This is a genomic window from Virgibacillus salinus (genome assembly GCF_900102415.1).
GTDB classification, from domain to species: domain Bacteria; phylum Bacillota; class Bacilli; order Bacillales; family Amphibacillaceae; genus Lentibacillus; species Lentibacillus subterraneus.
Window position 1 is genome coordinate 18,029 of record NZ_FNKD01000003.1, and the last position, 25,770, is coordinate 43,798.

29 protein-coding genes and 1 riboswitch are annotated in these 25,770 nt (G+C 38.7%); of the genes, 20 read left to right on the plus strand and 9 right to left on the minus strand.

Annotation, left to right across the window (positions count from 1 at the left end; all coding sequences use genetic code 11):
- Positions 1–201 precede the first annotated feature (201 nt).
- The 7 genes from BLS02_RS11940 to BLS02_RS11970 all read right to left on the minus strand — a co-directional run bounded on the left by BLS02_RS11940 (position 202) and on the right by BLS02_RS11970 (position 6,598).
- Complete coding sequence (locus tag BLS02_RS11940) at positions 202–1,362, minus strand: YkvI family membrane protein (RefSeq protein WP_092493267.1); 1,161 nt, start codon at positions 1,360–1,362, stop codon at positions 202–204.
- A 39-nt stretch (positions 1,363–1,401) separates the two neighbouring features.
- Positions 1,402–2,517, minus strand: a complete 1,116-nt coding sequence (gene menC / locus BLS02_RS11945) for an o-succinylbenzoate synthase (RefSeq protein ID WP_092493268.1) — start codon at positions 2,515–2,517, stop codon at positions 1,402–1,404.
- Positions 2,518–2,545: 28 nt separating this feature from the next.
- On the minus strand, positions 2,546–3,331 hold the full coding sequence (locus tag BLS02_RS11950) for a GNAT family N-acetyltransferase (RefSeq protein ID WP_092493269.1): 786 nt from the start codon (positions 3,329–3,331) through the stop codon (positions 2,546–2,548).
- Positions 3,321–4,460, minus strand: coding sequence for a M20 peptidase aminoacylase family protein (locus tag BLS02_RS11955; protein ID WP_092493270.1), 1,140 nt, complete (start codon positions 4,458–4,460; stop codon positions 3,321–3,323). The genes BLS02_RS11950 and BLS02_RS11955 overlap by 11 nt, the downstream gene beginning before the upstream one ends.
- A 17-nt stretch (positions 4,461–4,477) precedes the next feature.
- Entirely contained in the window at positions 4,478–5,320 is an 843-nt protein-coding gene (locus tag BLS02_RS11960; RefSeq protein ID WP_092493271.1) for a MurR/RpiR family transcriptional regulator, read from the minus strand.
- A gap of 190 nt (positions 5,321–5,510) precedes the next feature.
- Positions 5,511–6,278, minus strand: a complete 768-nt coding sequence (gene yidC / locus BLS02_RS11965) for a membrane protein insertase YidC (RefSeq protein WP_092493272.1) — start codon at positions 6,276–6,278, stop codon at positions 5,511–5,513.
- Positions 6,224–6,598, minus strand: coding sequence for a hypothetical protein (locus BLS02_RS11970; protein ID WP_092493273.1), 375 nt, complete (start codon positions 6,596–6,598; stop codon positions 6,224–6,226). The genes yidC and BLS02_RS11970 overlap by 55 nt, the downstream gene beginning before the upstream one ends.
- 151 nt (positions 6,599–6,749) lie before the next feature.
- Between BLS02_RS11970 and mscL the strand changes: the two genes are divergently transcribed.
- The 8 genes from mscL to BLS02_RS12010 all read left to right on the plus strand — a co-directional run bounded on the left by mscL (position 6,750) and on the right by BLS02_RS12010 (position 12,840).
- A complete protein-coding gene (gene mscL, locus BLS02_RS11975; protein ID WP_092493274.1) occupies positions 6,750–7,199 on the plus strand; it encodes a large-conductance mechanosensitive channel protein MscL in 450 nt (149 codons plus the stop codon).
- A gap of 47 nt (positions 7,200–7,246) precedes the next feature.
- Positions 7,247–7,357, plus strand: a riboswitch (TPP riboswitch).
- A 129-nt stretch (positions 7,358–7,486) separates the two neighbouring features.
- A complete protein-coding gene (locus BLS02_RS11980; protein ID WP_092493275.1) occupies positions 7,487–8,473 on the plus strand; it encodes an ABC transporter substrate-binding protein in 987 nt (328 codons plus the stop codon).
- Positions 8,474–8,483: 10 nt separating this feature from the next.
- Positions 8,484–8,774 (plus strand): thiamine-binding protein, encoded by a 291-nt coding sequence (locus tag BLS02_RS11985; RefSeq protein WP_092493276.1) that lies wholly within the window; start codon positions 8,484–8,486, stop codon positions 8,772–8,774.
- Positions 8,774–9,538: an ABC transporter permease gene (locus tag BLS02_RS11990; protein WP_092493277.1), complete on the plus strand. Its 765-nt coding sequence runs from the start codon at positions 8,774–8,776 to the stop codon at positions 9,536–9,538. Before BLS02_RS11985 ends, BLS02_RS11990 begins: the two co-directional genes overlap by 1 nt.
- A 1-nt stretch (position 9,539) precedes the next feature.
- On the plus strand, positions 9,540–10,277 hold the full coding sequence (locus BLS02_RS11995; protein ID WP_092493278.1) for an ABC transporter ATP-binding protein: 738 nt from the start codon (positions 9,540–9,542) through the stop codon (positions 10,275–10,277).
- Positions 10,270–11,046, plus strand: a complete 777-nt coding sequence (locus BLS02_RS12000; protein WP_092493279.1) for a TatD family hydrolase — start codon at positions 10,270–10,272, stop codon at positions 11,044–11,046. The genes BLS02_RS11995 and BLS02_RS12000 overlap by 8 nt, the downstream gene beginning before the upstream one ends.
- Before the next feature lie 65 nt (positions 11,047–11,111).
- Positions 11,112–11,666, plus strand: coding sequence for an SLOG family protein (locus tag BLS02_RS12005; RefSeq protein WP_092493280.1), 555 nt, complete (start codon positions 11,112–11,114; stop codon positions 11,664–11,666).
- A 199-nt stretch (positions 11,667–11,865) separates the two neighbouring features.
- Positions 11,866–12,840, plus strand: coding sequence for an NERD domain-containing protein (locus tag BLS02_RS12010; protein WP_092493281.1), 975 nt, complete (start codon positions 11,866–11,868; stop codon positions 12,838–12,840).
- Between the two features lie 220 nt (positions 12,841–13,060).
- Here the strand turns inward: BLS02_RS12010 and BLS02_RS12015 are convergent, their stop codons facing one another.
- Together BLS02_RS12015 and betB are read right to left on the minus strand one after the other, a co-directional pair.
- A complete protein-coding gene (locus tag BLS02_RS12015) occupies positions 13,061–14,269 on the minus strand; it encodes an iron-containing alcohol dehydrogenase (RefSeq protein WP_092493282.1) in 1,209 nt (402 codons plus the stop codon).
- 27 nt (positions 14,270–14,296) lie between these two features.
- Complete coding sequence (gene betB / locus BLS02_RS12020; RefSeq protein ID WP_092493283.1) at positions 14,297–15,766, minus strand: betaine-aldehyde dehydrogenase; 1,470 nt, start codon at positions 15,764–15,766, stop codon at positions 14,297–14,299.
- A 250-nt stretch (positions 15,767–16,016) separates the two neighbouring features.
- On the opposite strand from betB, the gene cudC reads away from it, so the two are divergent.
- From cudC to BLS02_RS12080, 12 genes are all read left to right on the plus strand, one after another.
- Positions 16,017–16,565 (plus strand): choline uptake/conversion transcriptional regulator CudC, encoded by a 549-nt coding sequence (gene cudC / locus BLS02_RS12025; protein ID WP_092493284.1) that lies wholly within the window; start codon positions 16,017–16,019, stop codon positions 16,563–16,565.
- A 36-nt stretch (positions 16,566–16,601) separates the two neighbouring features.
- Positions 16,602–17,495, plus strand: a complete 894-nt coding sequence (locus tag BLS02_RS12030; RefSeq protein WP_092493285.1) for a glycine betaine ABC transporter substrate-binding protein — start codon at positions 16,602–16,604, stop codon at positions 17,493–17,495.
- A 382-nt stretch (positions 17,496–17,877) separates the two neighbouring features.
- The gene (locus BLS02_RS12035) at positions 17,878–18,510 is read left to right on the plus strand and encodes a YczE/YyaS/YitT family protein (RefSeq protein ID WP_092493286.1); all 633 of its coding nucleotides are present in this window, start codon (positions 17,878–17,880) and stop codon (positions 18,508–18,510) included.
- A gap of 93 nt (positions 18,511–18,603) precedes the next feature.
- Complete coding sequence (locus BLS02_RS12040; RefSeq protein ID WP_092493287.1) at positions 18,604–18,756, plus strand: small acid-soluble spore protein P; 153 nt, start codon at positions 18,604–18,606, stop codon at positions 18,754–18,756.
- 180 nt (positions 18,757–18,936) lie between these two features.
- Positions 18,937–19,548 (plus strand): SIMPL domain-containing protein, encoded by a 612-nt coding sequence (locus tag BLS02_RS12045; protein ID WP_254788766.1) that lies wholly within the window; start codon positions 18,937–18,939, stop codon positions 19,546–19,548.
- 277 nt (positions 19,549–19,825) lie between these two features.
- The gene (locus BLS02_RS12050) at positions 19,826–20,755 is read left to right on the plus strand and encodes an NERD domain-containing protein (RefSeq protein WP_139180791.1); all 930 of its coding nucleotides are present in this window, start codon (positions 19,826–19,828) and stop codon (positions 20,753–20,755) included.
- A gap of 191 nt (positions 20,756–20,946) precedes the next feature.
- Entirely contained in the window at positions 20,947–21,519 is a 573-nt protein-coding gene (locus tag BLS02_RS12055; RefSeq protein WP_092493290.1) for a hypothetical protein, read from the plus strand.
- Positions 21,520–21,533: 14 nt separating this feature from the next.
- Positions 21,534–22,319 (plus strand): ABC transporter ATP-binding protein, encoded by a 786-nt coding sequence (locus BLS02_RS12060; RefSeq protein WP_092493291.1) that lies wholly within the window; start codon positions 21,534–21,536, stop codon positions 22,317–22,319.
- The gene (locus BLS02_RS12065; protein WP_092493292.1) at positions 22,316–24,076 is read left to right on the plus strand and encodes a putative ABC transporter permease subunit; all 1,761 of its coding nucleotides are present in this window, start codon (positions 22,316–22,318) and stop codon (positions 24,074–24,076) included. The genes BLS02_RS12060 and BLS02_RS12065 overlap by 4 nt, the downstream gene beginning before the upstream one ends.
- 100 nt (positions 24,077–24,176) lie before the next feature.
- Positions 24,177–24,344 (plus strand): hypothetical protein, encoded by a 168-nt coding sequence (locus tag BLS02_RS18980; RefSeq protein ID WP_175559488.1) that lies wholly within the window; start codon positions 24,177–24,179, stop codon positions 24,342–24,344.
- Positions 24,345–24,884: 540 nt separating this feature from the next.
- Positions 24,885–25,403: a GNAT family N-acetyltransferase gene (locus BLS02_RS12075; RefSeq protein WP_092493294.1), complete on the plus strand. Its 519-nt coding sequence runs from the start codon at positions 24,885–24,887 to the stop codon at positions 25,401–25,403.
- 1 nt (position 25,404) lies between these two features.
- Positions 25,405–25,770 carry a VOC family protein gene (locus tag BLS02_RS12080; RefSeq protein ID WP_092493295.1) on the plus strand — a complete coding sequence of 122 codons (366 nt, stop codon included), beginning with the start codon at positions 25,405–25,407 and terminating at the stop codon, positions 25,768–25,770.

Sequence of the window (25,770 nt, forward strand, 5' to 3'; positions counted from 1 at the left end):
GAGTTGATAAAACCATATTTCGGTTGATATCCATGCTAACAAGTTGATAAAGACACATTCCGGTTGATAACTGTCTTAACGAGTTGATAAAACCACACTCCAGTTGATATCCACGCCTTTTAAGATGATATCCTCCCCCCCTCCGACCTAGTCAAAAAAACCCCACACGGTCCAAAAACCATGCGGGGTTCTCCTCAATTTCTATCCATTACTGCTGTTTGCTTCATCAACAGCAACTTCTTCATCTTTTTTAAAGAATATCTTGTATACACCTATTGTTAACAGCGGGATGGCAAATACTGCAATCATCGCATATGCCATTGCTGTATAGCCTGTTGAAATTAAGTCGATGATTCCTACCTGTGATAGAATCATAGCTAAGATTAGTGTACCAACTGCGATTAAGCCTCTTTGTGAGGAAGTAAGCGACTTGTTAGCGTGTTCTTCCATTTGTGCCTCCATACGGTCAACAAACGCATGAATCATTCCAGAAGATGTTTCAACTAATGTCCAGCCGACAACAATACCGAATATCACAATAACAATCGTAGGGAAATCCTGCAGCATGACAAGCCATGGTACGGAAGCTCCGAATACCTCTTCTGAAGGATAGAATCCCATAAGACTGAAGTATGTTAAGAACCACGGGAAGGTCATAAGCACGCCGGCTATAATACCAGAAATTACAGATTCCTTTCGTGATTTCTGGCGTTCAATGGTAAATAACGCTGCCGGAAATACAGCCAAGTTATAGCCAACATACAATATGCCGGTCCACAACACAGCAAATATTGATACTTCTCCAGGCATATAACTCGTATCTCCAGAAGACAATACTGCCATGGCGTCATCCCATGTAGTTCCAATAACAAGAGCAGCAAAAACCAGGTAGCCAATCATTAATGCTAATGTACCGAATGTTTTAAAGCGTTCAATAAGTCCTTTTCCATAAAAGTTCAACACACCCACAATAACTGTTATCAGGATGACACCAACCCAGTAATTTAGTCCAAGCGTGTTGTTCAGAATTTCTCCGGTTGCTGAAGCCATGATGGCAATGATTAAGATTGCAAGCAACAAGTATACAATATCAAATAAAAACCAGAATGGTCCGATAAGTTCTTTTAATAATTTGCGATATTCGAATGCCTTGTATTTACGTGCAAATTCGAACATCAGGACAGCCATAACTATAAAACCAAATAAGATACCGATACCGCCAAGCCATCCTAGCGCTCCAAATTTAGCGCCATATTGAACAATCTCTCTTCCTGTTGCAAACCCACCCCCGATCAATACAGATTGAATAATGATTGCTGGTAGCAAATACCTTCCAAATGCTCCCTCAAACAAATTCTTCATCTAAAAACCCCTCCAAATTTATATTTATCAAACAGGAAATCACAAATGGAATACTTCTTCTTCGACTGTGAAATTTTTTAATGCTTGCTCATCAATTTCATAGCCGATACCAGGCCGGTCTGGGACTGAAATGACACCATTTTCTACCACAACTTCGGGCTTTATAATGTCTTTTTTCCAATAAAGAGCGGAAGCGGCTGTATCCCCTGGTAAAACAAATTGTGGCAGGGTAGTTAGTGCGATATTATGCGCTCGGCCAATTCCAGCCTCCAGCATCCCGCCACACCAGACATCAATGCCGTTCTGTTTGCATACATCATGTATACGTTTCGCTTCCGAAAGCCCACCGACTCTGCCAATTTTAATGTTAATGATTTTACAGCTTTGTAGCTGAATTGCTTTTTGTGTGTCTTCAAGTGAATGAATACTTTCATCCAAGCAAATTGGCGTGTGCATAGCTGCCTGTAGCTTCGAATGGTCAACAATGTCATCATGTGCTAATGGCTGTTCAATCATTAGTAAATCCAGTTCGTCTAACTTTTGCAGGTGATCTATATCTTTCAGTGTATATGCTGAATTAGCATCCGCCATGATTGGTACAGTTGGAAAATGTGACTTAACTTCACGAAGAACTTCATAATCCCAACCTGGCTTAATTTTGATTTTGATGCGTTTATATCCTTCTTTCACATAGTAATTAATCGTTTGTAACAGTTTCTCTACACTTGGCTGGATACCAATGCTGATTCCGACGTCAATTTCTTTCTTGGTTCCACCAAGCGCTTCATATAGAGGTATATTTAGGCGTTTGGCATAAAGGTCCCAGATTGCACCTTCTAGTGCTGACTTCGCCATGTTATTCCCTCTGATCGGTTTAAAAACTTCCAACAGATCATCTGGATGACTGATTTTGTTTTCTTGTATTAGTTTTATTAAAAAATCCTTAATCATATGCTGGGTTGTTTGAACTGTTTCTTCGTTATACCACGGGCTTGTAAAAGCAACAGATTCACCAAAACCACGATTTCCTTCTTCATCAATAGCTTCAGTAACAAAGAATTCTTTTTCCTGTATTGTTCCAAAACTTGTCGTAAAAGGATTATTTAACATCATTCTGAGTCGTCGAAGTTTAAATTGTTTGATAGGGATTGTCATGTTAGTGGCCTCCAGTGTTTGTTAATAGCTATTTTTTGGTAAAGTAATAGTAACTGTGCTTTTTGGAATGATTGCGTATAAAATTATTTGCTATAAAACCGTTATTAAATAATAACTGGAATGCTTCTCTCGTTTTTTGCCGCCATTCCTTTGCAAGATTAATATCCTTTTTCTTAATAGATTGGAAATTATCAGGTACGGCAACAAACCAGCCATCATTTATTGGGTTAAAAATATCCAAGTTAGCTTTCGGTACCCCATTCTCGGTTACATCAATCATCAGTTTATTTTCATCAAATGTAATTTTTGGGGCGGGTGTAGCCATATATATGTCCCATTCGATTTGAATTCGGTCTGTAGGTAACCCTTCATTCAGTTCATCATTCATGGAACCATAGTGATCTTTTTTGTAAAAGGCTCCAGTTGCTCCAAGTTTATGCAAATTTAGATATGCATTCAAACTTTCAAGTGGATCAAACGTCCATGTAATCATGGAGTAGCCCAATTCCTGTGCAACTTCAGCCTGCTTTAATTTCATTCGTTCACCAAGACCATCCTTACGATAACCAGGCAATATCCCAAGCATGTGGGAACATAAATAGGCTTGACTGCCATCAAATCCTGCAAAGCTGTATAAAAAGCCAACCATTTCTTGTCCATCAAATGCACCTAGAATAACACCACCATGATTTAATGCTGTATAAGTTTGATGCACCGGGTTCGGAGACATTTGCCATACTGCTTCTTCCACTTCCTGCATCTTATGTAGTTCTTTCATACTTGACAGCCGGTGGATTTCTACCTTACTGTTCATCCTGATGGCTCCTTTCAGCAGTTTTGACTAAGGCATTGGTTAAAATCTCAACAGCTTCGGGAATTATTGCATGATTAAATGTCATGTTTGGATGGTGGAGACCTGGTTGTAAATCACATCCTATTGCAAGCATCGTTGCTTTTAAGTGTGGTTTTTTAATTGTATAAAAATGAAAATCATCGCCGCCAGTTGTTGTAATCATCGGTTGCAGTTTATCGACACCAACGCTATCTTTTATAGCATCTTCCATAATCGAAGTAGCTTCCTGATTAATGACTGATGCAGCAATATTTGCGCCTATTTTCAACTCAATGGAAATGTTATGGTAATCGGCAAGCATTGCTGTAATTCGTTTAACGTTTATCATCAGTTCATCCATAACCGCATTGGTTTGCGCACGTAGATCCACTGAAAATGTTGCATTGCCGGGAATAATGTTTTTACTATCACCACCAGCCTGAAAAGCTGTCATCTTAACGGAATGGGGAATCATCGGATTTATGTCGATATTTTTCAGATGCTGGATAAGCTCGGCACCAACATGAATAGCATTTGTATTTAAATGTGGTCTGGCACCATGTGCATCTTCACCTTGAATGACTCCATCAATAAAACAAGCTGCTCCGTGGCGGATAGCTGGTGCAAACTGATTATGTCCTAATTCTTCTATTGGTCGTAAATGCATTCCATATAAATAATCAACATCATCAACAATCCCTTTATCAACTAAGGATAATGCGCCTGTCCCTTTTTCTTCTGCAGGCTGAAAAATAAACCGGAATGTTCCTATATCAGGGTAGCCATCCTCAAGAAGCGTTAACAGTGAGCCGATGGCAATTGTCATATGTGCATCGTGTCCGCACGAATGATTTGCCTGAAATTCACCGTTCACCTCTTGCGATAAGGCATCAATATCAGCTCGCATAGCAACTACTGGTGATCCTTGGCCAATTTCGATAACAAGACCTGGTGAATCATCCAGTGTCGTTATTTTACAGTCATAGTTTTTAAAAAGCTGTCTGATGTATGATGTAGTGTCATGCTCATTCCAGCTTATTTCTGGATGTTCATGTAAATGGGAGAAGATTGTTTTAAGCTGTGGGGTTATCTTTTCAATAGTTGGTTTCATGGATATGCTCCTCTAAACTATTTTGCAAAAAATTTACTTGCTTCTATTCCATCAAATCGTGCTGCACGCTGCTGAAACATCTCCGGTGCTCTTAAAGTTATTGTTCCAATAATACTGTTCATCAGGGAAAACACGGCAGGTACCAAATCAAGTGTCGATAGTTCCTCCAATTGAATCGCCAATGTTATATCTGAATACTCGGTGATGGGCGAATAAGGATTATCTGTAAAAGCAATAATTGTCGCCCCTTGTTTTTTGGCCAATTCAGCCAGTCTTATCGTGTTAATCCCATACCTATGAAATGAAAAAGCAACAAACACACTATTTTCATGTAATTCACTTAGCTGTACCAAAATATCATCATCAGGAGTATGATGCCGTACATTGCCGACCACAAGATTTAGGGCATAGGCAAACCAGCTTGCTAAAGCGTAAGATGAGCGCACACCTGCGATGTAGATATTTTCAGCAGATAACAGCTTCGTAACGGTTTGGTCTAAGTCCGTTTCCGAAATTTGCTCGATTACTGTCTGAATTGTACGTATATCATTGAACATTAGATTTTTAACAGTATTATTTTCTGAATGGTTGGATACCTTTCTGTTTCGAAAATCAGACAGACTGCTCTTTTCAAAAATGCGCTGCTGGTATGTCTGCTGTAAAGATTTATATCCATCATATCCAAGCGTGCGTGCAAAACGTATAATAGTAGTTTCGCTAACACCGATTTTTCTGCCTGCTTCCTGAGCTGAATTCATTGCGAAAATAGATGGATCACTATAAATGTACGATGCTATTTTTTTAAAGCTTTTTGAAAAGCTCGCTTGATGTTCCTTAATTTTCTTGTACAGACTTTCCATGTAAATTCTCCGTGTAGTTTGTCATCTGTTACAGTGAAGGAATTCCTTTTTCTTTCAAAAAATAAAAGTAATTCCTTTATTATAGGTAACATACCATATTAATAGAATTTACTCAATATGTAATCTTGGGAATTATTAAAAAATTTGGTATGAATAAAAGTCCTGGCCAATAAATGACCAGGACGCTTAATTAGTTAGCGGGTGCTCTTTTTTTAGTGATAATCGTCTGAATAATTAAAAATAATCCGCCGACTGCCCAATATAACGGTAGGGCAGCAGGTGCACTAAATGATACAAATCCAATCATAAGTGGGGGTAATAAACCTAAGAAAGCTATCTGTTTTTTCTGTTTTGGATCCATCCCAATTTGCGTGACACGAAATTGGATAAAATAGACGATTACAGCAAGAAATGTCATCATCATATCAGAGTGACCAAGGTTAAACCACATAAAGGAATGAGTGGCAATTTCGGGTGTCTGTCTGATGGCATAATAGAACCCAATTAGGATAGGAAATTGGATGATCATCGGCAAGCATCCCATTGACGAAATTGGATTAAGCTGATGCTTCTGATAAAGCTCCGTCATTTCCTTTTGCATCTGCATTTTTGCATCTGTTTCTTTATTGTCCTTATATTTTTCTTTAATTACATCCATTTCAGGCTTGATCATTTTCATCTTTTCCTGCATTTCTTTGCTGCTCTTCAACTGTTTTAGCATAAACGGCATGATCGCAAGGCGTATCAGTATCGTAATTAAAATAATCGATAGGCCGAAATTGTCACCTAAAAGGGAAGCCGTATATTTTATAAATAGTGAAAATGGATCAACAAAATAATGATTAAACCAGCCAAAGGAGCTGGCACCATTTGTTGTACATCCCGTTAAAAAAACGACTAATATTATTGCGACGAAGCTATATTTTCTAAAGAAAGTGAATACAGTATTCCTTTGCATTGTTGTCCTCCTCGTTTTTTGTTGATGTTTGTAATCGAGAAGGATTGGTTGTCTGTATCATCATCTGGTGCATCAATACGTTTGGTTGTATGTGTAATCCAATTACGAACTTCTATTATTGCACCAAGTTGTTCCTGTTTAGGCAGTAATTTAAAGTGCAGCGCATGGCGCTTCCTAGTGTAAACGTAATTGTTCATCAGTGAATTGTGAAAACCTTTATACATGAAACGACTGCTACAAATTATCGAGAAGACTATTCCCAAATAAAAGTACATCGGAGACATTTCACCAAGCAATTCGTATAATAACTCTAACAGCATCTGTATTCACCCCCTTCAATAGCGTGTTAACTTAAGTACGGTTTTAGACTAGTATTTGTTTCACTTTTTTTGAAACAAACTGATAAAAGTGCTAAACATCCGTTATCATACATAAAAATTAGAACAAGCCTAACAAAAAGGGTGAGTACTTTTGTGGTCAGATTTTAAAACATTCGCATTAAAAGGAAACGTCCTGGACTTGGCTGTTGCTGTTATTATCGGAACAGCCTTTGGAAAAATAGTAACGTCACTTGTTGAAAATATTATGATGCCACTAGCAGGGATCTTAGTAAGTGGTGTTGACTTCACAAATTTAAAGTATACGGTCAGAAAAGCAGATGTATTGTATGGCGAGTTCATCCAGTCGGTATTTGACTTTATTGTTATTGCGGTGTCCATCTTCATTTTAATTCGCATCCTAGCAAAGTTTAAAGGTGAAAAGGAGTCAGAAAAAGAATCGAAGCCTGATGAAAAAGCTGAATTGCTCAAAGAGATACGTGACCTTTTGAAGAAAGAGGATAAGCTAATGCCTAAACAGAAAAAGAAAATTAATATTAATATTTCATCACAGTCAAAGAAGTCAAAGAATAATAAAACTTGAAAAATACATGAAGCTGTGGCATAGTGAATTTGATAGATTAATTGAATAATAAGTTGTAGGGGGACCAGTGTATGCTGGTTGAGATTGCATCCGATAGATGCTGACCCTTGGAACCTGATTTGGTTGAGACCAGCGTAGGGAACAAAGTAAAACAATAGTAATATTGTTCGAATGCGCTCAGGGACTAACCTGGCGTTATTTTTTTGTGCTTTTAAGGAAAATTCCTTTCGTTTCCAATGCCAATCATACTTCCAGAAGTGAACAAAAAAGAGAAAGGGAGATGGAAAATGAAAAAATGGTTGTTCGTAGTATTAATAGCCGTTTTACTAACAGCATGTAATAACGATGCAGGAGAAACTGACGATAAAAGTCAGGAGACAGAACAAGCTAAAGTAGTGCTCGATTGGACCCCCAATACGAATCACACAGGGCTATATGTTGCCCAGGAAAAAGGATATTTTGCTGATGAGGGGTTAGAAGTAGAAATTATGATGCCAGGTGAGGCGGGGTCTGACCAGCTTGTAGCATCAGGTAAAGCTGACTTCGGTGTCAGTGCGCAGGAAGCTGTTACAGAAGCACGTATTCAGGATATTCCAATCGTATCGATTGCAGCGGTTATCCAGCATAATACATCCGGGTTCGCTTCACCAAAAGACAAACAAATTACATCACCAAAAGATTTTGAAGGAAAAACCTATGGCGGGTGGGGTGCCCCGGTTGAAAAAGCGGTTCTTTCATCACTTATGAAGCAGGAAAATGCCGATGTTGAAAAGTTAAATATTGTCAATATGGGCAATACAGATTTCTTCACAGCGGTGAAGCGGGATATTGATTTTGCGTGGATTTACTATGGCTGGACTGGAGTCGAAGCAGAAATGCGCGGAGAGGAATTAAATATGATTTATTTAACCGATTACTCCAAAAAGCTAGATTACTATACGCCTGTCCTTACAACGAACGAAAAAATGATCGCTGACAATCCAGAAAGGGCTGAAAAATTTTTAGCGGCGGTTTCAAAAGGATATAACTTTGCAATAGATAATCCAAGTGAAGCAGCAGAAATCCTCAGCGGGGCTGTTCCAGATCTTGACCCGGAACTTGTTAAGAAAAGTCAGGAATGGTTATCACCGAAATATCAGGATGACGCAGCACAGTGGGGAGTTCAGAAGCAAGAAGTTTGGGAGAATTATTCCAGTTGGATGTATGATAACGGACTTCTTGAAGAAGAATTGAAAGCTGAAGATGCATTTAACAACGAATTTTTGCCAGAATAGGAGTGGGAATATGAACAATTCATTAGTAAGTATTCAAATTATCCCAAAGACAAAAAATGGAGAAGATGTCATTCCATATGTGGACGCTGCAATAGAGGTGATCGAAAAAGCTGGAGTGAAATATGAGGTTCATCCTCTGGAAACTACAATGGAAGGGGAGCTAGCTGAGTTATTCACCGTTATTGAAAAAATGAACGAAAGAATGGTTGAGCTTGGAAGTTCTAGCATTATATCTCAAGTGAAAGTCCTCTATAATCCGAGTGGTGCATCTATGGATAAATTGACGGAGAAGTATCGTTGATGAAAAAGTTCATGAAAAAAGGATGGAAACCTGCTGCGGTTATCCTCCTTTTATTCATTATTTGGGAGGCCTCCAGTAAGTTATTCGAGATACCTGGATGGCTACTGCCAGCGCCTTCGCAAATTTTCCAAACAGGTGTTGAAGGTTGGGCATCCTATCAGCATCATATCTTCTCAACCGTTCAATTAACGATCATTGGATTTTTAATTGGCAGCAGTGTAGGTATTCTGATTGCGATTAGTCTGCATCTTGTACCACAGCTTCGAGAAGCGTTGTATCCATTAATTATTATTTCGCAAAATATACCAATTATTGTTCTGGCACCATTGCTCGTTATATGGTTTGGTTTTGGCATGCTGCCTAAGATTATTGTGATTACGCTGGTCTGTTTTTTTCCAATTGCAGTGTCAGCCTTGGATGGATTCAGGCAAACGGACCACGACCTGAAGCATTATATGCAAATGGCCGGTGCAAATAAGAAGCAGATTTTTTGGAAACTGGAATGGCCAAATGCATTGCCATACGTATTTGCCGGACTGAAAATTTCTGCAACATATAGTGTCATGGGAGCCGTTATATCGGAGTGGCTCGGTGCGAACAAAGGGATCGGCGTTTATATGACATTAGCATCGTCTTCATTCCGGACTGATCGTGTTTTCGTATCTATTTTTCTTGTGATGGTTCTTAGTTTATTATTTTTTGCAATCATTATTTTGGTCGAAAAAAGCTTGATCAGATGGAAGCCAAAAGGAGAAGGAAATTGATATGGGCAACCTAGCTGTGAAAGATATAACAAAATCATACGGAAATCATAACATTTTACAGGGAGTTAATTTCACTGTTAATGACGGAGAATTTGTTTCCATTTTAGGACCATCAGGAAGCGGAAAAAGTACATTATTTCACCTGATTGGCGGGATTCGTTTGCCTGATTCAGGACAAATTTTTCTGGAGGATAAACAGATAAATGGTCTGAAGGGGTCAATTAGCTATACCCCGCAGTCTCCATCACTAATGCCTTGGCGTACGGTACTGAAAAATGTCTTGCTTGGTGGCGAAATCGTCGGTAAGCATGATGAAAAAAGGGCGCTGGAATTAATTGAACGTGCTGGTTTGCAAGGATATGAAAATGCGTATCCACATGAATTGTCAGGCGGAATGAAACAACGTGTTGCGTTCGTACGAAGTTTGTTGAGTCCACAGCCACTTATCTGTCTGGATGAGCCCTTTTCCGCACTGGATGAATTTACCCGCTTGGAAATGCAGAAATGGCTCATGTCCATCTGGCAGGAAAATAAGCGGTCAATCCTATTTGTCACACATAATATTGATGAAGCAATGTTTCTTTCCGACCGGGTTATCGTCCTGTCTCAAAAACCAGCAACTGTCAAAAGAGAGTTTACGATTCCATTTGAGAGACCACGCCAAGAAAGTATTCTGTTGACAGAGGAATTTTTAGATTGGAAAAAAGCAATCTATCGGGAGTTGAGTGAAGATGTCTGATAGAATAATTGATTCGCATATTCACTTAGATATGTATCGTCAGAAGGAGCGGCTGGAAATTTTGAGTGAATTGGATTTCGCTCAGGTGAAGGCACTAATTTGCGTGTCGAACCATTTGAAGTCGTCCAAGGAAACCCTGCGACTGGCTCATGAAGACAGTCGTATTAAGCCGGCATTCGGTTTTCATCCCGAACAAGCACTGCCTACTGATTATGAGGCTGCTGAGCTACTAACGTTTATTGAGCAAAATCAGCATGAAATGATAGCTATTGGAGAGGTTGGGTTGCCCTATTACTTGCGGCAGGATAACAAAGGAGTATCATTGGACGGCTATGTTGAACTACTGGAAACGTTTGTCCAAAAGGCTGCAGCGCTAGGTAAACCGATAATTCTCCACGCTATATATGAAGATGCACCGATTGCGTGCGACCTGCTTGAAAAGTATTCTGTACCTGATGCGCATTTTCATTGGTTTAAGGGGGATTCGCAGACGATAGAGCGTATGGCGAAAAATAGTTACTCTATATCGGTGACACCTGATGTATTATATGAAAAGGAAATTCAGGATTTAGTTAGAGCCTATCCGTTATCCCGTATGATGGTGGAAACAGATGGTCCATGGCCATTTGAAGGAATTTTTAAAGGGAGCATGACACATCCTGGAATGATCCATAAGAGTTTGGAAAAGATTGCTGAGCTGAAGAAGGTTTCGGCTGCGTATGTTTATAGCAAGATTTATGAAAATACATGTCGCTTTTATAAGCTGTGAAAAATTTCTCATGAAAATGTTATTATAAATAGGTAAGTTTAATGAGCCGGGAGTGACAGACACCAATGAAGGTACTAGCAGTTACAGGATATAAACCGATGGAGCTGAATATATTTAAGCCGGATGATCAGCGTGTTTCCTATGTTAAAGCAGCAATCGAAAAGCGGTTAATTGGTTTTATTGAAGAAGGGCTGGAGTGGGTTATTATTTCTGGTCAGATGGGAGTGGAATTATGGGCTGGTGAAGTCGTACTCGATTTGAAAGAACGGTATGATATTAAACTCGCAATCATCCCCCCCTTTGAGAATCAAGAAACTCGCTGGCCTGAGGCGATCCAGCAAGTTTATCAAGAGCTAACAATGACCGCCGACTTCTATCAGCCTCTCTATAAAGGAGACTATAAAGGTGCATATCAATTCAAAGCGAAGAACAAATGGCTGGTGGACAAAAGCGATGCATGCCTTATCCTGTTAGATGATGAATATCCAGGCAGCAATCGGTTTTTTCATGAAGAAGCTAGTCAGAGCGTAGAAGAATACCGGATTTTTGTAATCACACCAAGTGACCTTGAGGATATAGTGGAAGAATTGCGGATGACGGACTCGGATTATTGGGAGTGACATCGCTGATTGGCTCAAATGGACACAGTTTCGGCTTAAGTTCACTGTAATTCGGCTCAAATGGACACAAATTTGGCTCAAGTTCACATACATTCGGCTCAAAAGTTCACAATTTATTAAAATTTTAAACAGGATTTTTAAAATAAAGGTAGAATATTAAGTCATGTAATAGAAATTAATAAAGAAAGGTAGTGACTAATTGTTTGTAAAACCCTTTAAGGTCCCCAAACATATTCTACAAGCAGAAGCTCTTGCTAAAAGAACACCGCTATTACACCCCAGTAAGGAAAAAATTAGAGCAAAAGCAAAAAACCTCCGAACCGGATATAGAGGAGAACAGTCATTAGACTTTCTACTAAGCTTTCTCCCTGAACAAGAATTTTTAATCTTTCATTATATCAGAATCCCCGACAAGCAAGGCCATTTCCAAATAGATATTCTTCTTCTTTCTCTTAAGTTTTTTCTCATTATTGAAGTCAAAAATATATATGATAATATGCATTTTGACGGCATGGGTCAGGCGATCCGTTATAAAAATGATGAGATAGAGGTTTTTACAAATCCTCTTGATCAGGTTAATCTACAGCATAGAAGATTTCTTGAATGGCTTCGCAAACATGACTTTCCACCAATTCCCATTGAAAAAATTGTAGTATACAGTCAGGATGATACCTTCCTCAAAAATATCATCAACGACCAGATTATTTCCGAAATTGTCATGCATAAAGAAAAAGTACTTCAGAAAATTGAGAAATTATCTGATACACATCGGACCAGCTGCTTTGATGAAGATCAACTAATGGAGTTGTCATTTCGTCTATTAGAGGAACACGAACCTGAGGAGTACGAGGGGATGAAAAGAAATAATATTTCGTCTGAGGAATTAGTGAAAGGTGTGTTTTGTCCAGAATGCGGCACGGTACCAATGAAATGTAAAGCCGGGAAATGGCGGTGTATAAGTTGTGACGCTGTATCAAGGAATGCGTATCTTCAGGAATTGGCTGATTATGCTTTATTGATAAGAGAGTATATTAATAATCGAGAAGCCAGGGAGTTTTTGCAGATTGAATCAGGCAGTATTACGAGAAAACTATTGCAAAAGGAGGACTTTGAAAAAGTTGGTAAAGGGAGTGGTATGCGATACAAGATCAACGTTGAAAAATTGTTAGAATGATCGTGATCGGCTCAAATCGCCACAAATTCGGCTTAAGTTTGCAGTGAATCGGCTCAAATCGTCACACATTCGGCTCAAGTTCACAATTTCCGCGCTCAAGTTCACAATCAAAATGCCGTATTTCAAATTTTTCGCTCGCTAAACTGCTTAACAGCTAACAGCGCAACTCAAAAAAAGCAACTTAGCATTACGCCAAGTTGCTTCCTCATCAATATCAATATTACACTGTTTTCGCTACTTGTCCGAAGCAGCGTTTGTAGATCCATTGATAGTCTTTTTCTGTTAGATCGCGTGGGTTGCCGACTGTTTGTGGATCTTTCATTGCTTCTTTAGATAGACGTTCTGTCATGTCTGGTGATACGCCTTGCTCTTCCAAGTTAGGAATATCCAGGTCCTCTGCTAAGCGGTACATTTCTTTAACAGATGCTTTTGCAGCTTCTTCTGTTGTCATGTGGAATGTGTCTACGCCTAGTGCTTGTGCGATGCGTGCGAATTTGTCTGGATGACCTTTCCAGTTGTATTCCATAACTGGTCCCATCATAGTTGCGACACATTGTCCGTGTGCTACTGGGATGATTCCACCAAGCGTTTGGGACATCGCGTGTGCTGCACCAGCTGATTCACTTCCATATGAAAGACCTGCCAGCATTGCTGCTTGTGACATGCCATAGCGGGCTTCGATATCTCCACCGTCCGCATATGCGCGGCGGATGTATTTTCCAACATACTCGATGGCCATTAGTGCTACTGCGTCTGTTACAGGCTGTGCGAAATGCATTGTATAGCATTCGATTGCGTGTGCAAGAGCATCGATACCAGTCATTGCAGTTACATGCGGAGGCATGGATACGTGCAATTCCGGATCAAGAATAGTTAGATATGCTGCGATTAATGGTCCGCCTGTGTTAAATTTGAATTCACGTTCTTCGTCAGTAATAACCGCCCATTGTGTTACTTCGGAGCCAGTTCCAGCTGTTGTTGGAACAGTTGTTAATGGTGGGATGCGGTTTTCCAATGGTTTTTTACCCTCTGCAGCTTCGTAATCCAATACGCTGCCTTCGTGAGTAGCTTCAACACCAATTCCTTTAGCAGTATCCATTGAGCTTCCGCCACCAACAGCTACTAGACCATCACAATTTTCTTCTTTGAAAATCTTTGCTCCTTCACCAATCAAACGTACTGGTGGGTTTGGTTCTACCTTGTTGAAAACAACTACTTCAACTCCAGCTTCTTTCAAATGTTTTTCAACTGGAGCGGTAACGCCAGCGTTGTAGATTCCTGGGTCTGTTACAAGAAGCACTTTTGATGCTCCAAGATTTTTAACTTCTTCGCCAATGTGCTTGATTGATCCAATACCATGCTTAATAGTTGTTGGGATCTCGAATGTGTGGAAATTGTGCATGTGTTCTACTTTCATATTTAAACTCATAATTGTGTTCCTCCTAGTAGTATAATCTTAGAACCAGTTCATAGACTCAGGTTTTAAGTTGTGGAAAATGTGCTTTGTTTCCTGGTATTCATCAAGGCCTGGTTTACCTAGCTCACGGCCAATTCCGGACTGTTTAAACCCGCCCCATGGTGCATGTGGGAAGTATAAATTAAATTCGTTAATCCAAACAGTTCCCATGCGCATTTTAGCAACAGCGCGTTCAGCTTTAGCAATGTCTTTCGTCCAAACACCGCCAGCAAGCCCGTAAATAGAATCGTTTGCTAGGTTAATAGCCTCTTCTTCTGTCGTGAATTTTTCCACCGTAATGACAGGACCGAATCCTTCATCCTGTACGACACTCATATCTGTTGTACAGTCAGTTATAACAGTTGGAAGATAGAAGAAACCATCCTGCAGCTTAGGATCTTCAGGGCGTTCGCCGCCAATAGCAATAGTTGCGCCTTCTTTTTTGCCTTTTTCTACATAATTAATTACTTTATTTAAATGTTCTTCTGAAATGAGTGGTCCCATTTGTGTTGCTTCGTCAAAACCATTGCCTAGTGTAATGTTCTTCACGCGATCAACTAAAGCACTAACAAATTCATCGTGAATGCTTTCTTCGATAATCAATCGTGTGCCTGCTGAGCAAATTTGACCTGCATGGAAAAATACGGCATTCATAGCCTGGTCGACAGCTGTTTCAAAATCAGCGTCAGCAAAAACAACGTTAGGGTTTTTACCGCCAAGCTCTAGCGCAATTTTTTTCACGTTAACACTTGCCGCCTGCATGATTTTTTTCCCGGTTTCAATTCCACCTGTAAAAGAAATCAAATCAACGTCTGTGTTGACAGATAGCTCTGCGCCTACAGTGTTTCCAGCCCCAAGTACAAGGTTTGCTACTCCGCTTGGGACGCCAGCTTCTTCTATTAATTCAAATACTTTAATGGAAGTAAGTGGTGTAATTTCACTAGGCTTCATGATCAGTGTATTGCCTGCTGCCAATGCTGGAGCGAGTTTCCATGATGCCTGTAATAGTGGATAATTCCACGGTGTAATTTGTCCGCATACACCAACAGGCTCTCGAACTACTTTACTCACTGAATTTGGAATAGGGGAGTCAATAATTTCTCCACCATCTTTATCAGCAGCCTCGGCATAATAGCGGAATACGCCAGCGATATCATCCATATCTCCACGGCTTTCTTCCATTGTTTTACCAGTGTCAAGTGACTCCAGTTCTGCTAATTCCTCTCTGTCTCGTGCAATGAAATCGGCAATCTTGTATACGATTTGTCCGCGTTCAGTTGCAGGTGTTGATGACCAAACACCTTGATCAAAAGCTTTTCTTGCAGCAGTAATAGCAGATTTTGCATCACTTTCATCACTTTCTGTTACTTGTGCAATAACTTCTTGATTAAATGGATTAATAATATTTCTAACTTTATTTGAGTTGGAATGTACCCATTTTCCATCAATAAATTGTTGTTTAATGGTCAACGTAGTCCCTCCTTTTATACTTCGTTAAGTTTGTTAAGAAAAAATTTAACGTTTCGAACAAAATAAATGTAACACGACCATATTTTTTTGTCAAAAAGAAAAAACCATAGATTTTATTCAGAACTACCGGTACAGACTAAGTCGTAAATTCTTTTATCATTTTCATTTGACATATATTTTTAAAACGTTAACATTAAGTTTGTAAAATAATTATTTAACGTATTTAATAAATTTAAAGTGAGGTGAAGCAATGACGAACTCCAAAGATGAAATCGCCAGGGAAAAAATAGAACATGCAAAGGATCAAGTGATTGGCGCAATTGCGGAAACAATGGATCTGTATGGTGTTACACCATCTGCCGGTAATTTGTATGCAACGATGTATTTCAAAGATCAAATGAATCTGGACGAAATGCGTGAGGAACTTGGTATGAGTAAGCCAAGCATGAGTACAAGTGTCCGAAAACTGCAGGAAAATGAAATGGTTAAAAAGAAGTTTCAGCGAGGTACCAGAAAGCATACGTATGTGGCAGAAAAAGATTTTTTTCATTCTTTTATGGCGTTTTATTGTCAGATGTGGGATCGCGAAGTAAAGATGAACATGGACGCGATCAAGCAGGCTGAATTCGAGTTGGATGAAATTATTGAAGATGATCAGGTTTCACCTGAATTACATGAGGAAGCAAGATCCAACTACGAATTGCTTGAAAAATCTAAGGTTTACTATCGGTGGCTGGAACGATTAGTTGCCAGCATCCGTTCCGAAGAAATTTTTGATTATTTACCTAAAAATCCATGAGTTAAATAGAAAATACATTATAAGAGAGGGTCAACTATGAAGTTCAAAAAAATTACAGTACTAATTCTAAGTTTAATACTACTTGCTGCATTAGCAGCTTGTGGTGAGGATTCAAATAAATCCGAAAATTCTTCAGGGAATAAATCTCCAAAAGACAGACCAATTGAAATGGCGCAAATAAACTGGGCTGAGAATATCGCAGTATCAAATATGTGGAAAGTTATTTTAGAAGAAAAAGGGTACAAGGTTAACTTAAATTTGCTTGATATGGGAACAATTATGAAAGCATTATCGGAAGACGAATTGGATATCAACCTTGAAGTATGGCTGCCTGTACAGGATAAGAACTATCTGAAGGAATATAAGGATCAAGTCTTCTTTTCTGAGGCAACTTGGTATGATGATGCAAAAGTTGGTTTGGTAGTACCTTCTTATATGGAAGATGTTAATAGTATTGCCGATTTAAATGAGCATAAAAAGAAATTCGATGGTGAAATTACTGGATTTGATCCAGGCGCAGGTACAATGGAAGTTACTGAAGAGATGATCAAACAATATGAACTGGAATATGAACTGCTTCCAAGTTCAGAACCAGCAATGTTATCGGCTATGAACGAGGCAATTAAAGAAGAGGAGCCAATTGTCGTTCCACTTTGGAAGCCGCACAGAGTATTTGCAAAACATGATTTGAAATTTCTTGAAGATCCGAAAAAGTCATTCGGAGGCGTAGAAAAAATCCACCATGCTACACGCCAAGGATTTGCTGAAGACTATCCAGAAGTAAGCAAATGGATGAAAAACTGGCAAATGGATGATGATTCAGTTGGTCAGCTAATGACTTATGTAAATGAAGCAGAAGAACCAATTGAAGGTGCAAGAAAATGGGTAGAAGAAAACCAGGATCTTGTTAATGAGTGGGTTAAAGAATAAACGAACCAAAAATGAATTTGTGCATTTAGTAAAGGAAGCCTATTTAAAGTAGGCTTCCTTTTTTGGCAGTTAAGTAGTATAAATGCATTCTTACAAGGGTTGGCGATAAGCTAAGTTTTCTAATGTTTCAGCTTTTCGTCCTGAAATAAATTAGAAGCGGTGTAACTAGAAGAGTCGACACCTCAATATATTTCCTGAACATATTGCGCTCCATCTGATTGAATCAGTTTGGTCGAATGGGTCTGCGCAGGAAGAGAGAACATGTATAGCAAGCTAACTGAACTAGTAAAAAAAGGCGAGAGAATATGTTACACTTTCATTCCGAGGTAGTGGAAGTTTCACTCGAGGATGTGCTTCCAAAATTTTAAAAGGAGTGATTATCATGCGGCTAATCCGTGCTGGAATTCATTTTTATCTTATTGGTATTTTTATATTAACACTTGGAATAGCACTTACAATCCAATCAGCACTAGGAGCATCACCGTTTGATGCACTTCTTGTCGGACTGCACAGGACATTTGGATTAACAATTGGAAGCTGGGAAATTGTAGTCGGATTATCAATGGTTCTTTGTAATGCAGTTGCTGAGAAAAAAAGACCAGAGTATTTTGCCATATTGACATCACTTGTCACTGGTATTGGCATTGACACTTGGTTATTTATACTGGGAGACTTTATTGTTCCAGGTACATGGTTTGGACAGTCAATTGCTTTAGGACTTGGTATTATTTTAATTGGGCTGGGTGTGGCGTTCTACCTGCAATCTGATATTGCTCCGAACCCAATGGACCGTTCTATGTTGATTGTCTCAAATCTGACCGGATGGAAAGTTACGTATTCACGGGCATTTATAAGCGGTGGTCTTGTTATATTAGCATTCTTTTTTAATGGTGCGATTGGAATTGGAACACTGATTAATGCACTTATCTCAGGCGTGGTCATCAGTTTCTTCTTGCCATATGTGAAGGTATTAAAATTCCACGAACGGAGGCATGGGAAGGATCTTGCTTCCTAAAATGTAAATTAGCCTGTTGTAAAAAGACTAAATTGTATAAATTGCAATTCCTCTTCAAAAACTATGCTTGTACATGTAAAGGAGGAATTGAAAATGGGTGGAAAACCAAAAGGTCCAAAACAGCAGGAGCAGCCAAATTTGCCCAAGAGTCCAAAGCAGCCATATGGAGAACCGTTAGAAGGATCGCATAAAGTAAAACAAAAAAATCATTCACGGCAAAAGCATAATCCTCATCATGACATGTAGAATTTTCAAGTCAAATAACACCTTAAATCAGGCCGATTAAGGTGTTATTTTTTATGGAGATAAGAAAGCTTTTTTGCTGCATAAGTGCAACTAAAGCTTTATTTTTCTATCCTTTGGTACATGGAAATCGAATAATCAGCATATTATTTAAAGAGATTACTTCTGAAGGGCGGAATGTATATGTATTATCGAGTGATGACTGTTACTGGGGTATCAAATTTGTCTGTCGAGCCTAATATCGTTGAGGTTCAATTGGATGTAGTTACTGAGGGTATGTCGTTAAGTCAGGTTCAACAGGAGAATGCCAACATCATGAATCAAGTTATTCAGGCATTATTACAGCTAGGGATAGCGAGGGAAAATATCCAGACAACTGCTTACACTATTAATCCGAAATATGATTATGTTGATGGCACTCAAGTCTTCAGAGGGTATGAAGTGACAAATGCAATAACAGTAAAAATCAAAGACATTGACCAGGCTGGAAATGTCATTGATGTTGCTGTGCAAAATGGTATTAACAGAGTATCAAATATACAGTTTACAGTTGAAAATAAGGATGTATATTACAAGCAAGCGCTTAGTTCCGCGTTAAAGGATGCATACGCAAAAGCACAAACACTAGCTAACACAATGCAAATTGGTATAGCGCCTTATCCAATTAAAATTACTGAAAAAATAAGCGAAGCACCAATCACCTATAAAGCTTATGCCACAATGGAAGCTTCCACACCAATCGAGCCGGGGCAGATAGTTATTGGTGCGACAGTTGAAGCTCAATTTCAGTACTAGTGATGGGACTGCTGCCCAGTAATGGCGGCTATTCTTATGGCACTTTTGCGGAATCGATAAAGTTCGACATCGTATCGATAAACATCGACATGCAACCGATAAAGTAAGATGTGAAATAGATAAACATCGACAACAAATCGATAAAGTTCACAATTTCGTCACATCTATAAACCCAAATCAGGCAGGAATCCCCGGCAAAATTGCGAATAAATATAAAAACTAAATAATAAAGGAAGTGCTCCATTGATTGGTAAGCCCCTCGAAGTCCCCCGCATTAATGCTACAAACCGAAGCACTCAGCTGGCGTTTGGCAGAACGCCACTTTAAGAGTAAGGAAGTAAACAAACATGCAAAAAATCTTCGTGCTGGTTATAATGGCGAAAAGTCACTTGAGTTTACGTTAGGTTTTCTTCCAGAATATCCATATATAATTCTTCACAATCTACGTATCCATGATGAAAATGGATTTTTCCAAATTGATACATTGATCCTTTCACCCCAATTTATCCTAATTGTAGAGGTTAAAAATATAGCCGGAACAGTCGTGTATGACGAATTTGGGCAAGCTATTCGGATCACAAAAAAAGGTGAAGAGGAGAACCTCGGTAATCACATTGAGCAAATAAACCTTCAACATTTCAGGCTTTTACGCTGGGTGAGAGAACATGATTTCCCAGTTACTCCAATTGAGAAACTAATCGCATACAGCAACCCCACGACAATCATCAAAAATATCACTAACAATACAGCAATTTCTGAAACAGTCATTCATAAAGAAAGCCTGCTGACAAAAATAGACGGTTATGCTTCCACACACAAGAATGTAAGTTTGAGCGAGCAGCAACTTCATTTTCTTTCCTCATTCCTAATTACCGCACACACAACAAATAAGGTAGATATCTTAAAAAAATATCAGGTTGTGAATGCGGATATTCTGCGTGGCGTTTTTTGTCCTGTCTGTGGTTCCCGTCCAATGAATCGCAAAAAAGCTATATGGATTTGCCATCATTGTGGAGCTACGTCCAAGAATGCTCACTTTGAAGCGTTACGGCACTACAGTTTGCTGATAGGTAACACAATAAATAATCGACAGGCACGAGATTTTTTGCAAGTTGATGGTATTCAAATCGCTCATAGACTACTGGTGAAAGAACAATTTAAACAGATTGGAAATACGAGTGGTAGAAGGTACATATTAACCTTTTAAGTCAAAATAGATAAACATCGACATCAAATAGATAAACTTCGACCAAGAATGATTAAAATATTGCCACCAAATAGATAAACATCGACAGCTAATCGATAAAGTCCACCATATCGGACTTCCTGCAGCCAAAATAAGAATCCGCACATTATGTCAGGTTTTCTAATGTTATAATCTACATAGGGAGGGATTTCATGACGGCTGAGGCTATAAAAGATATGAGGAAGAAGCAATTTTTCTTTTTAAATATAACGTTATTGATCAGTATGACAGTTTATGTAGCTATTATAAATTACACTGGGTTGAATATGTCCTACATACTGTTTACGCTCGGGGCTTTCTTAATCGTTCAGTCTGTTTCTAATATCTTTAAAAAGGATTTAACGAAGTCTTGGGTGCCGATTATTGAGCAGGTTAATAGGTATGAAAAAGAGATTATGGGCAGTGAGTGGAAAAAGCAGAATAAAACTGCACATGTAATCAACCTTGTTGTGGGCTGCATGATCATGATTCAGGCCTATTTCATGCACGACATTAATAGTCAGTACCCCATAAGCATAGGGTTCTTTGTTTTTCTTATCATTTTTTTATTGCTTGCTATCAATATAACAATGCTCATACATACATCCAAAGTTGATAATTCGAATAACACATCTGATTTTAATGGCTACACATGGAAATTCAACTTAATTGGATTCGTGGCTGCAATGGTTATTTCCGTTGTTATTTTTATACTTGCGATTTTGTTTGTTTTATCAAGGAATTAACGAGGAGGAGAATAATGGAAGATGCATCAATCAAACTAACTAATCTGGCTAAATCATACAGAGGTCAGGATGCTGTACATAATTTGAATGTGGACGTAAAAAAAGGCGAGTTGTTTGGATTTCTAGGTCCAAACGGTGCCGGAAAAACGACAACAATAAAGATGCTTACTGGACTTTTGGAGCCAACAAGTGGTTCCGCCCATATAAATGACGTTGATATTTGGAAAAATCCAATTGAGGCAAAGAAGAAAATTGCCTATGTACCGGACCAGCCGAACTTGTATCCGAAATTGACCGGCTGGGATTATCTTGAGTTTATTGCGTCTGTCTTCCAGGTTCCACAGGAAAAATTTCAATCAAAAGCAAAAGAGCTGCTGCAAATTTTCAGTTTAACGGAGCAAGCGAATGATCTAATCGAAAGTTACTCACATGGGATGAAACAAAAGATTGCCATTTGCGGGGCACTAGTTCATGAGCCAGAAGTACTGTTTCTTGATGAACCGACAGTGGGCCTGGATCCTAAGAGTGCACGCAGCCTGAAAAACCTGCTTCGCGAACTCTGTGACAATGGTATGACGGCTTTTGTGTCAACTCATATCCTTGAAATTGCTGAGCAAATGTGTGATCGTGTGGGAATTATTTTGGATGGCAAAATTATTGCACTCGGCACGATGGATGAACTAAGAAGCAGTGGCGGTAATTTAGATCAAAGCCTTGAGGATATCTTTCTTGAATTAACCGGCGGCGAGGATCATCAAGCATTGATCAGTGAAATTACCGATCAAGGTGATCCAAAATGATTAAAGTTCTTTTAAATAATCAACGGAAAATTCTCGTCAACATGTTCCGCACACAGCCTAAGAAAAATTACATAAGTTACTTTTTCACTCTTGGCATACTCACAGTGCTATTATATTTTTTATCCAAAGGGGTTTGGGCGGTAGGAGATTCCATCTCGGAGCCAGTATTAAATGGAATTTTATCATATGGATTCTTAATGATTATTGGAATTATAATCTTGCTCGGCTTGCCACAAGTATTTAAACATCTGTACTCAGCTACGGATTTGGGATTTCTTTTTACATTACCCATCCCAACACGACATATTTTTTGGGTGAAATATCTGCAAAGTTTTATTGGGATACCACTATTGGTTTTCGTCTTTTTTGTTGTGCCAATGGTTATTTACGGTATCTTAATTGAGGCGAACCTGCTGTATTATCCAGTTATGATTCTAGTAATGATTTCATTAAACATTATTGGGCTCTCACTTGCCTACTTATTTAATTTGGTTCTGATCCAGGTTGTTCCAGCAAGCAAGGCTAATGAATTCATGACGGCAATGAGTGTGTTGTCGGGGATATTTGTCTATTTAATGTTTATGATTCCGAATTTGGCAAATGAACGGCCGCTAGTTGAGGTGCTATTATCTGGATTACCATTATTCCCAGATTGGGTACCGGTCAGCTGGGCCAGTGCTGCTGTCATAAATGTTGCAAGTGGTTCAATGGATTTCTTATTACCATTTGCACTGATACTGTTGCTTGCTCTATTAAGTGTTCTATTAACTTCATCATTAGTCGAAAAAGGTTTCCGAACTGGTTGGATTCGATTAAGTGAAGGTGGAGGTAAAAAGAAGAAGAAGTCAGCAATTAAAAAATCAGGACCCAAATTGCATCATCCGGTAATCGCAGTTGGAAAAAAAGAATGGTTCGCAATTAAACGTGATATGCGTGAATGGCTAGTATTTTTACCGCTTATATTCTTTTTCATATTTGGAATTGCCGGATTTATGACGGGTGGTGCAAGTTTAAGTGATTTACGAGGGCCAAACGAAATTTCATGGCCAATTGCTCAGGCTGCCTTCCTCTTTACTTTTGCAATTTTTAATGGCCAACTCGCTGCCTCATCTATTGCACGGGAGGCTTCATCACTGTGGGTTTTGCGTGTGCTTCCATTGTCAGGGGAAAATATTGCATTTGGAAAACTTTGGATTAGTTGGCTGATACCTTTCGCACTGCTAACAGTACTTGAAGTTGCAGTTGGAGCTTTTCTAGGGTGGACCATTTTACAATTCGCCATTGGAATTGCCATGAAAGCTGTCATAACTGTCGGAATTAGTGCAATTGGATTATGGCTTGGAACAATTGGAGCAAAATACAATCCAGCCAATCCACAGAACAGACTTAGATTTGGTACAGCATTTATTTTGTTTATTGCCTCGTATATCTATCTGTTCCTGGCGTTAATCCCATACGTTTTATTGATTGTCCCAGTAGATGCAATTGGATTTTTACAGGATATAATTCAGGATACAGACGGATTTATTGGTGCGATTGCTAGTGTTGTTGTGACATTATTATCCTGGAAGGCCTCAAGTCCATTAATAGCAGGGATAGCTGGTGGTACACTGATGCTTGTTATTTCATTAGGTGTTGCTTATATGGTTACAATTGCAAGTGCCCGGAAATTTAATAAGGGAATTGAAATTGAAATGGTCCAGGAAACAAATACCAAATCATTATTTAAAAATAAGAAATCCGGCAGTCTTTATTAGCAGTTAAGATCAGAAAAGAAGGTGGCTTAGTTCTCCTTTTTTAAAAATCCTGAATTGTGAAATCTTTGTGTTATGATAAAATTTACAAGGAGGAATAATTATGGGAATAATTATGTCAATAATACTTTATGCACTAACACTTTACATAGCTTATCTTGTCATTACTGTAGCGGTCAGGCACGGTATTGATAGTTCAGAAGTTGGTAAAGCTCTGAAAGAAAAACAGGAAGAAAAATTTTATCCGAAGAATGACCTGGATAAGGAGTAGCATGACTTATAAAGCTAAAACACAATATATATCAGGAACTATTCTGTTTTTGATGGCTCTTGCTTTTACCGCATTCAATATTTATTATTTGTTCTTGTTACTTGGCAGTTAAGAAAGTATAAATACTTTCTTACTGCATAAGTGCAACTAAGGCTTATCTATATAAAGGCTTGGAGATAAGCCTAGTTTTCTAATAATATTTTTATTGATTTTTATGAGTTCTCAATTAACTATTGATGACGAAAAAATAACATATAAAACGTATATCTTCGCTGTACCTATTTATAAAAAAGAGGTAGCTCCTGCACGGATTACTGAACTAAAACTAATGCGAGTTAGCTGGGCAAAGAAATGTGCAGTTATAAAAGTGATAAAAGGTTTGAATATCAGAGTAATCAACTTTCACCCTGAGACTATTTATCAGGATCTAATTCGTTATGCTAAGGACAATGATGTTAAAGTTATCAAAACAAAGGATTATAAGATCTTGGAGAAAATGCACTAACTATAAACCATTTTTTAACAGGAGGCTATAATTCTATGAAAATAAGAAAAGCAACCCAACAGGACGCACCACATATAGCAAAGGTACATGTTGATAGCTGGCGTTCTACATACAGAAATATCGTCCCTGATACTTTTTTGGAAAAATTGGATTATGATCATCGCACCAAGTTATGGGAACGAAACATGACTAGTAACAGTGTGTTTGTAGCGGAAAACAACGATGGCGAAATTGTTGGGTTTTCAACAGGTGGTAAGGAGAGGGAAGGGAAATACGAAGGGTATGACGGAGAACTCTATGCAATCTATATATTTGAGGAATACCAGGGCAAAGGTATTGGCAGGTTACTTCTCCAGCCAGTTGCAGAAGAACTGGTGCAAGCGGGTATGACCACCATGTTAGTATGGGTTTTGGAGGACAATGGTGCAAAATATTTTTATGAAGCCTTGGGTGGCAAAAAACTGGGACATGCAGAATTAGAAATTGATGGAGAAAAGCTCAAAGAAACAGCATACGGATGGCCCGATCTCAGCCAATTCGTGAAAGAGGGATAAAATGAATTTCAAGGAATTTGGTACGATATTATTTGTCGAACAATACGAAGCGTGTATCAACTTTTATAAAAATGTACTTCAACTAAATGTGAATTTTGAAAAAGCGGACTTAGTATCATTTAATGTTTCTGATGGATATCTTATGGTCGAAAGAGGCGGATTCAGTTCTGAAATTGAAAAAAGCAGGCAGCAAAATCCGGTTGTACTGCGGTTTGACGTGAATGACGTGGACGAAGAAGTTTCAATATTGGAAAAGCATGGAGTTGCTTTCTTAAATAAACGTCTTGAATTTGACTGGGGAATTATTGCAGTATTCCTGGACCCAGATGGAAACAGAATAGAGTTGGGACAAATAAAGGAGCGATAG

Excerpts from the sequence above, each read along its gene's own strand:
- menC (WP_092493268.1), bottom strand. The coding sequence starts at position 2,517 with ATGACAATCCCTATCAAACAATTTAAACTTCGACGACTCAGAATGATG.
- BLS02_RS12075 (WP_092493294.1), top strand. The coding sequence starts at position 24,885 with ATGAAAATAAGAAAAGCAACCCAACAGGACGCACCACATATAGCAAAG.
- BLS02_RS11995 (WP_092493278.1), top strand. The coding sequence starts at position 9,540 with ATGGGCAACCTAGCTGTGAAAGATATAACAAAATCATACGGAAATCAT.
- BLS02_RS12065 (WP_092493292.1), top strand. The coding sequence starts at position 22,316 with ATGATTAAAGTTCTTTTAAATAATCAACGGAAAATTCTCGTCAACATG.
- BLS02_RS12005 (WP_092493280.1), top strand. The coding sequence starts at position 11,112 with ATGAAGGTACTAGCAGTTACAGGATATAAACCGATGGAGCTGAATATA.
- BLS02_RS12050 (WP_139180791.1), top strand. The coding sequence starts at position 19,826 with ATGCTACAAACCGAAGCACTCAGCTGGCGTTTGGCAGAACGCCACTTT.
- BLS02_RS11985 (WP_092493276.1), top strand. The coding sequence starts at position 8,484 with ATGAACAATTCATTAGTAAGTATTCAAATTATCCCAAAGACAAAAAAT.
- BLS02_RS12060 (WP_092493291.1), top strand. The coding sequence starts at position 21,534 with ATGGAAGATGCATCAATCAAACTAACTAATCTGGCTAAATCATACAGA.
- BLS02_RS12055 (WP_092493290.1), top strand. The coding sequence starts at position 20,947 with ATGACGGCTGAGGCTATAAAAGATATGAGGAAGAAGCAATTTTTCTTT.
- BLS02_RS12045 (WP_254788766.1), top strand. The coding sequence starts at position 18,937 with ATGTATTATCGAGTGATGACTGTTACTGGGGTATCAAATTTGTCTGTC.
- BLS02_RS11970 (WP_092493273.1), bottom strand. The coding sequence starts at position 6,598 with ATGCTGTTAGAGTTATTATACGAATTGCTTGGTGAAATGTCTCCGATG.
- BLS02_RS12080 (WP_092493295.1), top strand. The coding sequence starts at position 25,405 with ATGAATTTCAAGGAATTTGGTACGATATTATTTGTCGAACAATACGAA.
- BLS02_RS11950 (WP_092493269.1), bottom strand. The coding sequence starts at position 3,331 with ATGAACAGTAAGGTAGAAATCCACCGGCTGTCAAGTATGAAAGAACTA.
- BLS02_RS12035 (WP_092493286.1), top strand. The coding sequence starts at position 17,878 with ATGCGGCTAATCCGTGCTGGAATTCATTTTTATCTTATTGGTATTTTT.
- BLS02_RS11960 (WP_092493271.1), bottom strand. The coding sequence starts at position 5,320 with ATGGAAAGTCTGTACAAGAAAATTAAGGAACATCAAGCGAGCTTTTCA.
- BLS02_RS12030 (WP_092493285.1), top strand. The coding sequence starts at position 16,602 with ATGAAGTTCAAAAAAATTACAGTACTAATTCTAAGTTTAATACTACTT.
- BLS02_RS18980 (WP_175559488.1), top strand. The coding sequence starts at position 24,177 with ATGGGAATAATTATGTCAATAATACTTTATGCACTAACACTTTACATA.
- BLS02_RS11955 (WP_092493270.1), bottom strand. The coding sequence starts at position 4,460 with ATGAAACCAACTATTGAAAAGATAACCCCACAGCTTAAAACAATCTTC.
- BLS02_RS11940 (WP_092493267.1), bottom strand. The coding sequence starts at position 1,362 with ATGAAGAATTTGTTTGAGGGAGCATTTGGAAGGTATTTGCTACCAGCA.
- cudC (WP_092493284.1), top strand. The coding sequence starts at position 16,017 with ATGACGAACTCCAAAGATGAAATCGCCAGGGAAAAAATAGAACATGCA.
- yidC (WP_092493272.1), bottom strand. The coding sequence starts at position 6,278 with ATGCAAAGGAATACTGTATTCACTTTCTTTAGAAAATATAGCTTCGTC.
- BLS02_RS11980 (WP_092493275.1), top strand. The coding sequence starts at position 7,487 with ATGAAAAAATGGTTGTTCGTAGTATTAATAGCCGTTTTACTAACAGCA.
- BLS02_RS12000 (WP_092493279.1), top strand. The coding sequence starts at position 10,270 with ATGTCTGATAGAATAATTGATTCGCATATTCACTTAGATATGTATCGT.
- BLS02_RS11990 (WP_092493277.1), top strand. The coding sequence starts at position 8,774 with ATGAAAAAGTTCATGAAAAAAGGATGGAAACCTGCTGCGGTTATCCTC.
- BLS02_RS12015 (WP_092493282.1), bottom strand. The coding sequence starts at position 14,269 with ATGAGTTTAAATATGAAAGTAGAACACATGCACAATTTCCACACATTC.
- BLS02_RS12040 (WP_092493287.1), top strand. The coding sequence starts at position 18,604 with ATGGGTGGAAAACCAAAAGGTCCAAAACAGCAGGAGCAGCCAAATTTG.